Raw genomic sequence first — 12,642 nt, 5'->3', positions numbered from 1 at the left:
AAGTTGTATTAATGCAGTCCCGCGAAGTCGGCTTGCATGATGATGTTTTCAGAGAGGGAAGAAGAATGCTCGACACAAATATGAAAACCCAGCTCAGGGCTTACCTTGAGAAACTGACCAAACCTGTTGAGCTGATTGCCACGCTGGATGACAGCGCTAAATCGGCGGAAATCAAGGAACTGCTGGCTGAAATCGCCGAGCTGTCCGACAAAGTCACATTTAAAGAAGACAATACTCTGCCGGTGCGCAAGCCGTCTTTCCTGATTACGAATCCAGGTTCTCAGCAGGGGCCGCGCTTTGCCGGTTCTCCGCTGGGCCACGAATTTACCTCGCTGGTTTTGGCGCTGCTGTGGACCGGCGGTCATCCGTCAAAAGAAGCGCAGTCGCTGCTGGAGCAGATTCGCGATATTGACGGCGATTTTGAATTCGAAACTTATTATTCACTCTCCTGCCATAACTGCCCGGATGTAGTGCAGGCGCTGAACCTGATGGCGGTGCTGAACCCGCGTATTAAACATACGGCAATTGATGGCGGCACCTTCCAGAACGAAATTACCGAACGTAACGTGATGGGCGTTCCGGCGGTGTTTGTCAACGGTAAAGAGTTCGGCCAGGGACGTATGACTCTGACCGAGATTGTCGCTAAAGTAGATACTGGCGCAGAAAAACGTGCGGCGGAAGCGCTGAACAAACGCGATGCGTATGACGTGCTGATTGTCGGCTCCGGCCCGGCGGGCGCGGCGGCGGCGGTCTACTCGGCGCGCAAAGGTATCCGTACCGGTCTGATGGGCGAGCGCTTCGGCGGTCAGGTGCTGGATACCGTGGATATCGAAAACTATATCTCGGTGCCGAAAACCGAAGGCCAGAAATTGGCGGGCGCGCTGAAAGCGCATGTCAGCGATTACGACGTTGACGTTATCGACAGCCAGAGCGCAAGTAAACTGGTTCCGGCAGCGACAGAAGGCGGCCTGCATCAGATTGAAACGGCGTCCGGCGCAGTCTTGAAAGCGCGCAGTATCATCATCGCCACCGGCGCGAAATGGCGCAATATGAATGTGCCGGGCGAGGATCAGTATCGCACCAAAGGCGTCACCTATTGTCCGCACTGCGACGGTCCGTTATTTAAAGGGAAGCGTGTGGCGGTCATCGGCGGCGGCAACTCCGGCGTTGAGGCGGCTATCGATCTGGCAGGTATTGTAGAACACGTTACGTTGCTGGAGTTTGCGCCGGAGATGAAGGCGGATCAGGTGCTACAGGACAAAGTGCGTAGCCTGAAAAATGTCGATATCATTTTGAATGCGCAAACGACAGAAGTGAAGGGCGACGGTTCGAAAGTGGTGGGGCTGGAGTATCGTGACCGTGTCAGCGGCGATATTCATAGCGTCGCGTTGGCAGGCATTTTTGTGCAGATTGGTCTGTTGCCGAATACCCACTGGCTGGAAGGTGCGCTTGAGCGTAACCGCATGGGCGAGATCATTATTGACGCCAAATGTGAAACCAGCGTTAAGGGCGTCTTCGCCGCAGGCGATTGTACCACCGTTCCTTACAAACAGATTATCATCGCCACAGGCGAAGGGGCGAAAGCCTCGTTGAGCGCCTTTGATTATCTGATTCGCACCAAAATCTCATAAAAAGAAGTAAGCACACCTGCAAGGTCAGTTAACTGGCCATCGTAAATGGCCCGATAGTGTAAGCTATTCGGGCCTGCGCTGTTTATGCCTGGGGCTCGCCGCCAGCTAAAACACATTCTTCATTATCAATACTCTGAAACCGTCTGTTAATAACAGACGGTTTTTTATTTCAACGGTCTTCTGTTTTTAAACTTTGAAACAATAAAAACCTCTTCTACGGATTTAACGGGAATTTTTCTGTTTTTTTATCAAAGAAAGATTAAGCGCTTCCGTTAACATGCCCATTCTTTTTTCTTGATTTATATTGCATTTGTATGTGAGGTTATTTATTCATGGATTCAATCTATGAATCACTGACGGAATTAGAAAAAACAGGGCTTACATTGCGTGATTTTTTTAATTCTCATGATAGTCGTTCACTGAAATCTGCCTACGTGAGATTAAATCCCACTGCTGCGGTAAACCTTACCGATCGGGCGTGGCTGGAGGCGGAGTATGACTTTAATGCGCTATTCGTCGGTCCTGGCAAGCTGCTGGCTGCGCCTTTCGCTTCAGTGTATCTGGAGGACGATGCGCTGGTGATGGGAAAGGCGACGCTGGAGATACGGGATTTTATGGCAGCGTTGGGATTATCGGTTAATCAGGAGAGCAATATCCCTGACGATCATATTTCCTGCGCGCTGGAATTGACCACACTATTACTGGCTAATATCCGGCAAACGTCACAATACCGAACTACTCTCACTCAATATATCAATAACTATTTAACAAAGTGGGTGCCATTATATATCGAAAAAATAAAAACTCATGCGCAAACGACCACGTTATATACGGTGGCGGACATCTTATTTTATTGGCTTGATGAATTAAAACGAGAGTATCAATATGAGTAATGAGACAGGACATCTGAACAGACGTTCTTTTTTAAAGGGGATAGTGGCACTGGGCGCCGTTGCGGCTTTACCCGGAGGATTACTGACCTCCCGATGCGCGCTTGCGCAGCCGCCTGTTCCCTTTAACCCTAAAACGTACAAAATTTATCGTAACGCGTGTCCGCGTAACTGCTATGACACCTGTAGCCTCAAGACATGGGTAAAGGACGGGGTCATTACTTTCGTGGAAGGCGCGCCGGAATCAACATTTACTCACGGTACCCCTTGCGTCAAAGGGTTAAGCTATCCGCGCCGGGTTTATAGCCCCGATCGTATTAAATATCCCATGGCGCAGGACGTTCGCGGTAGCGGCAACTGGCGTCGCATCTCATGGGAAGAGGCGATGCAGCGCATTGCCGCCAAAATGCTGGAGATTAAGAAAAAAGACGGTTCTATGCTCGGTCTGGCGCTGACCAAATATTCCGGTAAGTTTGGCGTGCTGAACTATGCCGTTGAAGGGATGATGTCCTCGCTTGGCTACACCACCCGTTTCGCCGGTACGCCGTGCTGGCCTGCCGGTATCGACGCGCAAAACTACGACATGGGCGACATGTGGTGTAACGACCCGGAAGATATGGTGAAAGCGAAATACATCATTATCTGGGGCGCGAACCCTGCCTGGTGCTCAATGCACAGCATGAAGTACATCTATCAGGCGCGCGAGAAAGGGGCGAAGGTCGTGGTTATCGACCCGCTGCTGTCGCAGACTGCCGCCAAAGCCGATCTCTACCTGCGCGTACGGCCTGGCTCAGACGGCGCGCTGGCGCTGGGAATGGCGCGCCACCTGGTGGATAAGGGCCTGGTGGATCAGGATTTTGTCAACAACGATGCTCACGGCTATCCGGAATTTGAAGCCTATCTGCGTAACCATGTGACCGTGGAGTGGGCATCAGAAATCTGCGGCCTGTCTGCGGATGTCATTCGCCAGCTGGCAGAAGAGTTTACGGCGGTTAAGCCGGCCACGGTCTGGATTGGTTACGGGATGCAGCGTCATGTCAACGGCGGCGCCAACGTTCGCGCTATCGATGCCTTTGTCGCTATGTCCGGCAACATCGGTGTCGAAGGCGGCGGCGCGCGTTATGGTCATCTGCACACCTGGGGCTTTAACTACAACGCCATGCTGCAGAAGCCGCCGGAGGGCGCTATTGGCATACCGGGAGCGGCGGGCACCACCAGTGAATTCGGGGCTGCCGCTGGCAGCGACGCCGTGCAGTACTCCGATCGCTCTCTGAATATCAACCAAACGGCGCAGGGGATTCTGGAGGCCAACGATCCGCCGGTTCGTATGCTGTGGGTCGCCTGTAAAAACCCGTTTGCCCAGGATTTCGATCGCAGCAAGATGAAGAAAGCGTTTGAAAAACTGGAAATGGTGGTCTGCGCCGATCAGTTCTTCAACGAAACGGTGCAACACGCTGATATCGTGCTGCCCGTTACCACCGCGTTTGAAGAGTGGAACGTGGATGCTTCTTACTGGCACTACTGGCTTTCCATTAATCAGCCGGCGATTAAGCCGATGTATGAAGCGAAATGCGACCTTGAAATCGCTACCATGCTGTCGCGCGCCATTAATAAGATGGCGCCGGGTTCCTGTACTTTCCCGCAAGAGTTCGATCATAAGCGCTGGCTGGATCAGGAGTTCAACGACGGTATGGCGAAAATGTTCGGCATCTCTTCCTGGGACGATCTGCTGGACGGGCCGAAAAAAGCGATCCTGCCAAGCTCTGCCGCCTGGTATGACCGCAAGTTCAAAACGCCGTCAGGCAAGTATGAATTTAAATCTGAACTGGCGGAGAAAAACGGCCACACCGCGCTGCCGGAATACAAACCGGAAGCCGAGAGCAAACTGCCGTTCCATCTGTTTACGCCGCACGTGCAGTTTGGCCTGCACTCGCAGTTTATCAACCTGGACTGGATGCAGGTGTTCTACCCGGAACCGTTCGTTTATATCCATCCTTCTTCCGCACAGAAAAAAGGCATCAGCGAGAACGATCTGGTCAAAGTTTTCAATGGCACCGGTGAAGTTGAGCTGCGGGCAAAAGTCACCACCAACGTGCCGGAAGATTTTCTGGTGATGTATGAAGCCTGGTTCCCGAAACGGCAGTACAACGTGCAAAACGTCGTGGCTGATACGCCTGCTGATATGGGGCTGATGAAAACTGGCGCGCCGGGCGCAGCTATCCACAGTCAGTTTGCTGACGTTGTATTGATCGGTAAAGGGGAGTCCGTAGCATGAGACGTGCGTTTTTAGTGAATAGCGATAAGTGCATCGGCTGCCGCGGCTGTGCTATGGCGTGTAAAAGCTTTAACCAACTGGAGCCGGATCGCTTCTGGCGCTACGTTTATCCGTTGGATAAAGACATCTATCCACATGAAGAGCGGGCGTTTTACTCGCTGGCCTGTAACCACTGCGAACATCCGGCCTGCGTCGCCGCCTGTCCGGTCGAAGCCTATACCAAACGTGAAGATGGCGTGGTGGTGCATAACCCTGAGCGCTGCATCGGCTGTAAAAACTGTATTCGTAACTGTCCTTATGGCGCGCCGCGTTTTAATGAAGAGACGCGTAAAGCGGAAAAATGCAGTATGTGCTACGAGCGTCTTGATATCGGTATGAATCCGGCGTGCGTAAACGCCTGTCCGGTGGGCGCCTTGTCGATTATCGATTTGGATGCCGATCCTGTGCCCGATAATGCGGTGCAGTATCCGCCAGGGTTCCCGCATATGCCACAGCTCAATCCAGGAACGCGCTTTATTCTGGCGCGCCAGCCTAAGCAGCCGGAGGACAAGTAATGGAAAAATATGAACTGCCGCTGGTGTTTTTTACGGTATTAAGCCAGATGTCTGTCGGGATGGCTTTGGTACTGACATGGCGTACGCTGCGTGGTGAAGTGGAAGGCCAGCGTTTCTATTGGTTGGTCACTGGGCTGGTGCTGGCACTGGCGTCTATTGCCGCGATTCTGCATCTGGCGCATCCCGATCGCGCTTATAATGCGCTGATTAACCTGCGACATGCCTGGTTAAGTCGGGAAATCCTTGGTGCTACGTTGTTTGGCGCAGCGGTCGGCGTAACGTTCCTGGCAAAGGGACATAAAGCGATGACTCTTATCGCCTCCGTGTTCGGCGTGTTACTGGTGGCGGTGCAGGGGATGACCTACGCCGCGCCAGCGATGGTGGCTATCGCTAATGGATTTACTATGCTGTTATTTTTTATTACGGTATGGGTCATGGGTTGCGCGGCGATTCCGCTGTTAAAACTCAGGCCTGCCGTTCCTGCGTTACGCCAGGGAATTGTGGTGTGTATCGCGGTACTTATCGCGGCGCCGCTGGTGTGGTTAAGCGGGGGAACGATAATGCAGATGACGGCGCATTCATGGCTGGCTTCACCGTTTTATCTGGCAAGCCTGGTCTGCCTTGCGCTCGCTTTTGTCGCCAGCCGTCACGGTGATTCGCGCCCGAAACTCCTGTTCGTTTTGTTATTCGTTGGCGTATTTCTGAGTCGGCTGGTCTTTTTTGGCGACACGGTGAGTACTATTGTGAATATCGGGCATTTGTACTAACGATGATGCAGTAAAAAGCCCTGCCAGGCGTGACCTGGCAGGGCGTGTCAGTTTTTAGCCACCAGAGTTAACGCACAACCAATACCGGCAGCGTTGCATGGCGCACCACGCTTGAGGCGTTAGACCCCAACAGGTGTGTCGTGATGGACGGATTACGCGAACCGATTACCACGACATCCGCATCCAGTTCTTCGCCCATCTCATTGACGACATCGCGCACGCTACCAAAGCGAACATGCGTTTTAATTCGTGAAGGATCGATACTGAAGTGTCCCACCATCGTTTGCAGACGCGTTTCCGCCTCATGCTGTAAATGTTCTTCAAAGCGACGCACGTCGGCGGCAAAGCGATGCAGACTCATGCTCGCGGACCCAGGCAGTACATGCAACAGATGAATGACGCCATCCTGTTGCGCCAGAAACTCAGCGTGGCGAATGGCTTTATCGCTAAGTTCCATTTCAAAAACATCAACCGGCATAATGATTGTCTTATACATACCCGTTACTCCCTGTTAATCAATACTGAATTTATTCAAGCATATAATAATGTTTCTTTCTGCTATTTGTCTGGCAATTTTAAATATTGCGACAACCTGGCGCTAAAAAATCGTGTATTTTCCAGGAAAAATCCTAAAGCCGCCTGTTTTGCCGGCAGTCTCTCCGGGATAGCTACCCTTTTATAGTCGAACGCAACATTCACCGTTACCCCGGAGGCTGCATGAAAGCATTGACGTATCACGGTCCACATCACGTAAAGGTTGAAAACGTACCCGATCCCGGCATTGAGCAGCCTGACGATATCATTTTGCGTGTTACCGCCACCGCGATTTGCGGATCTGATTTGCATCTCTATCGCGGCAAGATCCCACAGGTAAAACATGGCGATATTTTCGGCCATGAGTTTATGGGCGAGGTGGTGGAAACCGGACATGATGTAAAGAATATTCGGAAAGGGGATCGGGTCGTTATCCCGTTTGTCATTGCCTGTGGTGACTGCTTTTTCTGTCGGCTACAGCAGTATTCAGCGTGTGAAAACACTAACGACGGACACGGCGCGGCGATGAATAAAAAACAGATCCCGCCACCGGCGGCGCTGTTTGGGTATAGCCATCTGTATGGCGGCGTTCCCGGCGGACAGGCCGAATATGTTCGCGTGCCAAAAGGTAATGTCGGTCCATTTAAGGTGCCGCCGCTGTTATCTGACGATAAGGCGCTGTTTCTTTCTGATATTTTGCCTACCGCCTGGCAGGCGGCAAAAAATGCCCAGATTCAGCAAGGTTCCAGCGTGGCGGTTTTTGGCGCAGGGCCGGTAGGATTACTGACTATCGCCTGTGCGCGACTGCTGGGCGCGGAGCAGATCTTCGTCGTTGATCACCACGCCTGGCGCTTGCGTTTCGCCGAAGAACGTTATGGCGCGATACCGATCAACTTCGATGATGAGAACGATCCGGCGGAAAAAATCATCGAGCAGACGGCAGGACACCGCGGCGTGGACGCGGTAATTGATGCCGTAGGCTTTGAAGCGAAAGGCAGTTTGACGGAGACGGTGCTGACGAACCTTAAACTGGAAGGCAGTAGCGGCAAAGCGCTGCGACAATGTATCGCGGCGGTCAGACGCGGCGGCGTGGTCAGCGTACCCGGCGTGTATGCCGGTTTTATTCACGGCTTTTTATTCGGCGACGCCTTTGATAAGGGGCTAACTTTTAAAATGGGTCAAACCCATGTTCACGCGTGGCTAGGGGAGTTATTACCGCTTATTGAAAAAGGGTTGCTGAAGCCGGAGGAGATTGTCACGCACTATATGCCGTTTGAAGAGGCGGCGCGCGGCTACGAAATTTTCGAAAAACGCGAAGAAGAGTGCCGGAAGGTTATCCTGGTGCCAGGAGCGACGTCGGCACAAGCGGCGCAGAAACAGGCGACGGGAGTAATCAACCCGATGCCAGGCGGCGTTGTCTGAAACAGGCAGAAATGAAAGGGCTAACGGAAAGAGGATGCGTAGGCATCCTCTGTGTAAACGCATTAACGCTTATGCAGATGGGGTTTAACGCAGGAAGTCGCCCGCGGCTTCAGGCTGATATTCGAGTTCCAGCACTTCGAGATGGGTGGAGGCGCCGCCCGGCAGTTCCCAGTGAATAGTGTCGCCGACGCGCAGTCCCAGCAACGCCGCGCCGACGGGCGCCATTACCGAAAGCTGGGTACTGCTGTCCGTCATATTGGCGGGGTACACCAGCGTCCGCACGCGTGTTTCACCATCGCTCAAATTGCGGAATTTAACGCGGCTGTTCATGGTGACGACATCGTTCGGCATCTCTTGTGGCGAACACATTTGCGCGCGATCCAGTTCGGCGTTGAGCGCGTCGGCAATCGGCAGATCCGCATACGCAGGCTGTTCCAGAAGACGATCAATACGTTCGGCGTCAAGGTCGTTAATGATAATAGTGGGTCTGGACATTTCTTACTCCATGTCATCGATACTGCGAGTAGTGCAGGTAAATGGTCCCAAAAGAAAACCCTCACCGTCTGGCGGCGAGGGTTTAACTCTCATGATGATACTGAGACTTCCCCCGTCTTTGAAGTGATTTAGTTCACATTCGGGTAAATCCTCAAACGTCATAGCCTTGAGTGAATTTTAGTCTACATTCGGGCGTGTTCTCAAATGTGGCTACGGTTTTAAACCTCTGCTTCGTCAATAACCGGCTTTATCGATAATAAACTGTTTCCCGCAGTTGCCGGGATGCGGCTGCGGCTGAAATGAGGCAGAGGAGAGCGGGGCGTTAATCATCGACGCCTTTAGTGAAAACTGAATCTCTGTTAAATAGGCGGGATTGCCATGGCAGTTTACTTTAACGGCTTTGACATTATCCTGGCCCCACATTTGTGCGACGACGCTATCAAACTCAGCGCGGCTAACGGTCTTGCCGTAATTATCCGCCAGAAACTGCCCCAGCGCGCTGTCTTTTATCGCCTTATCCAGCCGTATCATGGTGCCGAAATAGGCATTGGGATCAAACCCGAAACAGGCGCCATGTTTGGCATATTCGTAGCGCTCCAGACAGGAATTCCCCCCCGCGCCGGGCATCACTTCCTTAAGCGCTACCGCGATGTCAGGCGAAAGTCCGGGGGCGGGGGCGGAGCATTTCCGGCTGGCCTTGACTTCAGGCAGATTCGGGATTGGCCGCGTCGCACAGCCAAAGCGCTGCCAGCGTCGCTGGTCAACACCGCGTGCGGCGATAGATTTGGGTAATCCTGGCCACAGGCCGTGGACGGTCAGAAAGTCTGCTTTGTTGGCTGGCTCTTTTTGCAGACGGCACTCATCGGGTTCCCGATGGCGGCGTTCATGCTGGCTTTGACAAAAACCGGTTTGCCAGGAAAGCGCCAGCACATAGTCAGTGAAATCACCGTACTGTTGCGCCTGAAGTTCGTCGGCGTTGGCGGCAAAAATCGGGGTTAAGAGGACAGCCAGCAGCGGACTGTAATGCCATATTGTGTTCATGATGAATTCGATAATTTATACACATTATGAATGTTACCCATTTAATCATAAAAAATGCCGCTCAGGTGAACCTGAACGGCATCATTTTTAACCTACGTTGGTGTAATGTTTAATTCCACATTGCCAGAATCGGCCAGCCCACCAGCAACAGCATCGCGATATAGATAACGCCAAAGATTGCGCCAAGCCGCCAGTAGTCTTTGGATTTCACGTAACCGCAGCCGTAGATAATCACACCAGGGCCGGTGGCATACGGCGTCAGACAGCCCATGATACCGATAGACAGCACCAGCAGAATACACAGTTGTTCCATCGGAACGCCCGGAATGCCTTTACCCACCGCCAGAATAACCGGCAGCATGGTCGCGGTGTGAGCGGAAAGACTTGCGAACAGATAGTGCGCGAAATAGAACACCAGTACCAGTACAATGACGGTTGCATCCGGCGAGAAACCTTCCAGATGCGTACTCATGGTATTGGCGAACCAGTCAATAAAGCCGGAGCGGGTTAAGCCATTGGCCATGACCACCAGCGTAGCGAGGTTCACCAGGGTGTTCCAGGCGCTGTTGTAGCGCGTAATGTCTTTCCACGGCACAACATGCAACGCCAGCATCAGCGAGACGGCCAGCAGACCCACGGCAGTGGCGTTGATGATTTTTCCACCAAAAACCCACAATCCTAAGCTAAGCAGCACCAGGCCAATCAGCGTCCACTCTTTGCGGGACAGACGCCCCATGTTTTTTAACTCGCCGCCAGCCCAGGCTGCGACTTCCGCACTGTGGGTCACTTCGGGTTTATAAAGCACATAGGAGAGCCACGGCGCAACGATCAGTAAAATAATCCCTACCGGCAGAAAGCTGAGAAACCACTGCAGCCAGCTAATCTGGACGCCGGCGATCTTGCTGACGAACTCCAGACCTAACACGTTTGGCGCCGCGCCAGTGACAAACATCGAAGAGCTCAGGCTGGTACTGATCACCATCATCCACATCAAATAACCGCCGATGCGGCGTGCGGAAGGATCGTTTGGAAACGATTTAAACAGCGGCGGCAGGTTCTTGATGACCGGGAAGACAGTCCCGCCGGTACGAGCCGTATTGGAGGGAGTAAATGGCGCCAGCAAAATATCGATAATGACAATCGCATAGCCGAGCGTCAGCGTGCGTTTACCCATGAATTTTACCAAAAACAGCGCAATGCGGCGCCCCAGCCCGGTCACTTCGTAGCCCAGCGCGAAAATAAACGCGCCGAAAACCAGCCAGACCGTGGTGCTGGAGAAACCGGCAAGCCCCCATTTCAGCGCCTGTTTACTGGCGTTAAACGCCGGATCGGCCAGTTCTGAAGCGTCAAATAGCAGGTAATTGCTGCCGATAACGCAAATGGTTACGGCGATAAAACTGATCGCTGTCGCCGGGATCGGCTCCAGGATCATACCGACAATCATCGCGACGAAAACCGCAAAATAGTGCCAGGCCTGCGGCGGCATACCATCTGGAACAGGAATTAGCAACATGACGCCCATCACCACTAATGGGGCCAACAACTTCCATATATTATCTTTGGATAAAGACATAAATGACTCTCCGGAAAGGATATTTTCTATAATTGTGTTAATGATTAACTTGCGAAATTTGCGCTAAAAACCAGGTCACGATCAGCAGATCGGCGCTACCGCCTGGGCTGAGATTGCGTTCAATGCATTGCTGATCGAACCGGTGGAGATAAACGAGATCGTCAGGCGTCCGTATGCCGCCCTGATGTAATAAGAAAGCCGCCTGCTGCTGTAACCAGCGCAGACCGTCCGCCCCGCCGCGCGACGCGACGTTGGTATCGCCGTTAAGCGACATCAGCAGCAGTAAGGTATCAAGCAGCGCCAGTTCGGGATCGCGCCCCTGCGCCAGCAATGCGCGGTAGTGCGGCAACGCGTGGCGGATGACCAGCGGATAGCCTGCTTCCGCTTCGCCGCGCGCGCCGGTTAATCCCAGTTGCTGATACAACCGCTGACCTGCGGTGAGCTGTAGGTTGTTCTGGCGCAGTTCGCGCGTGGTCAGGCCGCGGCAAAAATCGGCGGCGGTAGCGCAGAGTGTTTCTGCGGCGATCGGCTGGCGTAGCTGATACAGGCGGCCAATGGCGGCGCACAGTAACCCCAGCGAGAAAATGCTGCCTTTATGGGTATTGACGCCCGCCGTTGCGCGAAACATCGCTGCTTCACAGGCCATCCCCAATGGACGCAGGCCCGCCAGAACTGACTCTGGCGGCAGGCGCGTGCAGCTGGCGCCATATTCCATAAAGCGCGGCAGCCAGTGTCGAATCGCCTCCGCGCTGCGGTGAAAATCCGCCAGCGCCATATCTTTGTGCGCGCCGCAGTTTAGTCGGTCTACCAGACCGGGTTTTGGCGATAAATTTACCTCGGTCAGCATAGCGCGCCAGGCCAAATCGGCCCAGGCGTCATACAGCGACTGAGGCTGAATGGAGGCGTTAGTCGGGTTGGCGGGAATCGGCATCATGCAGCAGCGCCTCCATATGAGTCAGTAAATCAGTCAGCGCGTGGGTTTTACCCCGCGCGCATTCAGCCGCGCTTTGCCCGCACAGCAGACAGCGGCGAGCGGGAAGCGCGAAATGGCGGCGGGAGAGTATTTCGCCTTCCGCCGTCAGGACATCGATATCCCACAGGCGCCCCAGTGGATAACGCTGTTCAAGCGTGATGGTCGCCTGTTTGAGCGCCTGAGCGGGCGCGTCAATCGCCAGCAGCCCTTCCGGCCCGCTGGCGGAAGCCAGTGCAGCCTGCTCCCGGATGGTCCAGCCATACTCTTCTGCCAGCGTGTGCAGGGCAGTCACGCCGTGATTAAAGATCCGGCGGGTTAACGCGCTGTCTTTTATCGGGCCTGGCGCCACCACGGTAAAGGAGACCAGTGGAGTGGCGTGGCGCGTTAGCCAGGCGCGCTGTCTTGCTTGTCTCTCATCCCGGCTGGCGAGCAGCTCAGGAATAGAAACGTCGTGACAGGTGGCGAGTTCAGGAAACAGGCGCATGGC

At 53.7% G+C, this 12,642-nt stretch carries 12 protein-coding genes; 6 read left to right on the top strand and 6 right to left on the bottom strand.

Annotation, left to right across the window (positions count from 1 at the left end; translation table 11 throughout):
* Positions 1-65: 65 nt before the first annotated feature.
* The 5 genes from ahpF to OLG56_RS15550 all read left to right on the top strand — a co-directional run bounded on the left by ahpF (position 66) and on the right by OLG56_RS15550 (position 6,117).
* A complete protein-coding gene (gene ahpF / locus OLG56_RS15570; RefSeq protein ID WP_023220093.1) occupies positions 66-1,631 on the top strand; it encodes an alkyl hydroperoxide reductase subunit F in 1,566 nt (521 codons plus the stop codon).
* 332 nt (positions 1,632-1,963) lie between these two features.
* Entirely contained in the window at positions 1,964-2,524 is a 561-nt protein-coding gene (locus tag OLG56_RS15565) for a TorD/DmsD family molecular chaperone (protein ID WP_061377201.1), read from the top strand.
* Positions 2,517-4,796 carry a molybdopterin-dependent oxidoreductase gene (locus OLG56_RS15560; protein WP_000064314.1) on the top strand — a complete coding sequence of 760 codons (2,280 nt, stop codon included), beginning with the start codon at positions 2,517-2,519 and terminating at the stop codon, positions 4,794-4,796. Before OLG56_RS15565 ends, OLG56_RS15560 begins: the two co-directional genes overlap by 8 nt.
* Positions 4,793-5,350, top strand: coding sequence for a 4Fe-4S dicluster domain-containing protein (locus OLG56_RS15555; protein ID WP_001250381.1), 558 nt, complete (start codon positions 4,793-4,795; stop codon positions 5,348-5,350). The genes OLG56_RS15560 and OLG56_RS15555 overlap by 4 nt, the downstream gene beginning before the upstream one ends.
* Positions 5,350-6,117: a dimethyl sulfoxide reductase anchor subunit family protein gene (locus tag OLG56_RS15550; protein ID WP_000417106.1), complete on the top strand. Its 768-nt coding sequence runs from the start codon at positions 5,350-5,352 to the stop codon at positions 6,115-6,117. Before OLG56_RS15555 ends, OLG56_RS15550 begins: the two co-directional genes overlap by 1 nt.
* 67 nt (positions 6,118-6,184) lie before the next feature.
* Here the strand turns inward: OLG56_RS15550 and uspG are convergent, their stop codons facing one another.
* Entirely contained in the window at positions 6,185-6,613 is a 429-nt protein-coding gene (gene uspG / locus OLG56_RS15545; RefSeq protein ID WP_000278499.1) for a universal stress protein UspG, read from the bottom strand.
* 221 nt (positions 6,614-6,834) lie between these two features.
* Here uspG and OLG56_RS15540 point away from each other — a divergent pair, with 221 nt between their 5' ends.
* Positions 6,835-8,073, top strand: a complete 1,239-nt coding sequence (locus tag OLG56_RS15540) for a zinc-dependent alcohol dehydrogenase (RefSeq protein WP_000646115.1) — start codon at positions 6,835-6,837, stop codon at positions 8,071-8,073.
* 84 nt (positions 8,074-8,157) lie between these two features.
* Here OLG56_RS15540 and rnk read toward each other — a convergent pair whose 3' ends face one another.
* The 5 genes from rnk to citX form a co-directional block, all read right to left on the bottom strand.
* A complete protein-coding gene (gene rnk / locus OLG56_RS15535) occupies positions 8,158-8,568 on the bottom strand; it encodes a nucleoside diphosphate kinase regulator (protein ID WP_000089748.1) in 411 nt (136 codons plus the stop codon).
* A 234-nt stretch (positions 8,569-8,802) separates the two neighbouring features.
* Entirely contained in the window at positions 8,803-9,609 is an 807-nt protein-coding gene (rna, locus tag OLG56_RS15530) for a ribonuclease I (RefSeq protein ID WP_058214687.1), read from the bottom strand.
* 109 nt (positions 9,610-9,718) lie between these two features.
* Positions 9,719-11,182: a citrate/succinate antiporter CitT gene (gene citT / locus OLG56_RS15525; protein WP_000059039.1), complete on the bottom strand. Its 1,464-nt coding sequence runs from the start codon at positions 11,180-11,182 to the stop codon at positions 9,719-9,721.
* A 37-nt stretch (positions 11,183-11,219) separates the two neighbouring features.
* Positions 11,220-12,116 carry a triphosphoribosyl-dephospho-CoA synthase CitG gene (gene citG / locus OLG56_RS15520; RefSeq protein ID WP_000982652.1) on the bottom strand — a complete coding sequence of 299 codons (897 nt, stop codon included), beginning with the start codon at positions 12,114-12,116 and terminating at the stop codon, positions 11,220-11,222.
* Positions 12,088-12,639, bottom strand: coding sequence for a citrate lyase holo-[acyl-carrier protein] synthase (gene citX / locus OLG56_RS15515; RefSeq protein ID WP_023215214.1), 552 nt, complete (start codon positions 12,637-12,639; stop codon positions 12,088-12,090). Before citX ends, citG begins: the two co-directional genes overlap by 29 nt.
* Between the last annotated feature and the right edge of the window lie 3 nt (positions 12,640-12,642).

Origin of the sequence: Salmonella sp. 2018103 (assembly GCF_026247685.1) — a bacterium.
Taxonomy (GTDB): Bacteria; Pseudomonadota; Gammaproteobacteria; order Enterobacterales; family Enterobacteriaceae; genus Salmonella; species Salmonella enterica.
This window is presented reverse-complemented; position numbering and strand designations above follow the sequence as displayed.

Excerpts from the sequence above, each read along its gene's own strand:
- OLG56_RS15555 (WP_001250381.1), top strand. The coding sequence starts at position 4,793 with ATGAGACGTGCGTTTTTAGTGAATAGCGATAAGTGCATCGGCTGCCGC.
- ahpF (WP_023220093.1), top strand. The coding sequence starts at position 66 with ATGCTCGACACAAATATGAAAACCCAGCTCAGGGCTTACCTTGAGAAA.
- citT (WP_000059039.1), bottom strand. The coding sequence starts at position 11,182 with ATGTCTTTATCCAAAGATAATATATGGAAGTTGTTGGCCCCATTAGTG.
- rnk (WP_000089748.1), bottom strand. The coding sequence starts at position 8,568 with ATGTCCAGACCCACTATTATCATTAACGACCTTGACGCCGAACGTATT.
- citX (WP_023215214.1), bottom strand. The coding sequence starts at position 12,639 with ATGCGCCTGTTTCCTGAACTCGCCACCTGTCACGACGTTTCTATTCCT.
- rna (WP_058214687.1), bottom strand. The coding sequence starts at position 9,609 with ATGAACACAATATGGCATTACAGTCCGCTGCTGGCTGTCCTCTTAACC.
- OLG56_RS15565 (WP_061377201.1), top strand. The coding sequence starts at position 1,964 with ATGGATTCAATCTATGAATCACTGACGGAATTAGAAAAAACAGGGCTT.
- citG (WP_000982652.1), bottom strand. The coding sequence starts at position 12,116 with ATGATGCCGATTCCCGCCAACCCGACTAACGCCTCCATTCAGCCTCAG.
- OLG56_RS15560 (WP_000064314.1), top strand. The coding sequence starts at position 2,517 with ATGAGTAATGAGACAGGACATCTGAACAGACGTTCTTTTTTAAAGGGG.
- OLG56_RS15540 (WP_000646115.1), top strand. The coding sequence starts at position 6,835 with ATGAAAGCATTGACGTATCACGGTCCACATCACGTAAAGGTTGAAAAC.
- uspG (WP_000278499.1), bottom strand. The coding sequence starts at position 6,613 with ATGTATAAGACAATCATTATGCCGGTTGATGTTTTTGAAATGGAACTT.
- OLG56_RS15550 (WP_000417106.1), top strand. The coding sequence starts at position 5,350 with ATGGAAAAATATGAACTGCCGCTGGTGTTTTTTACGGTATTAAGCCAG.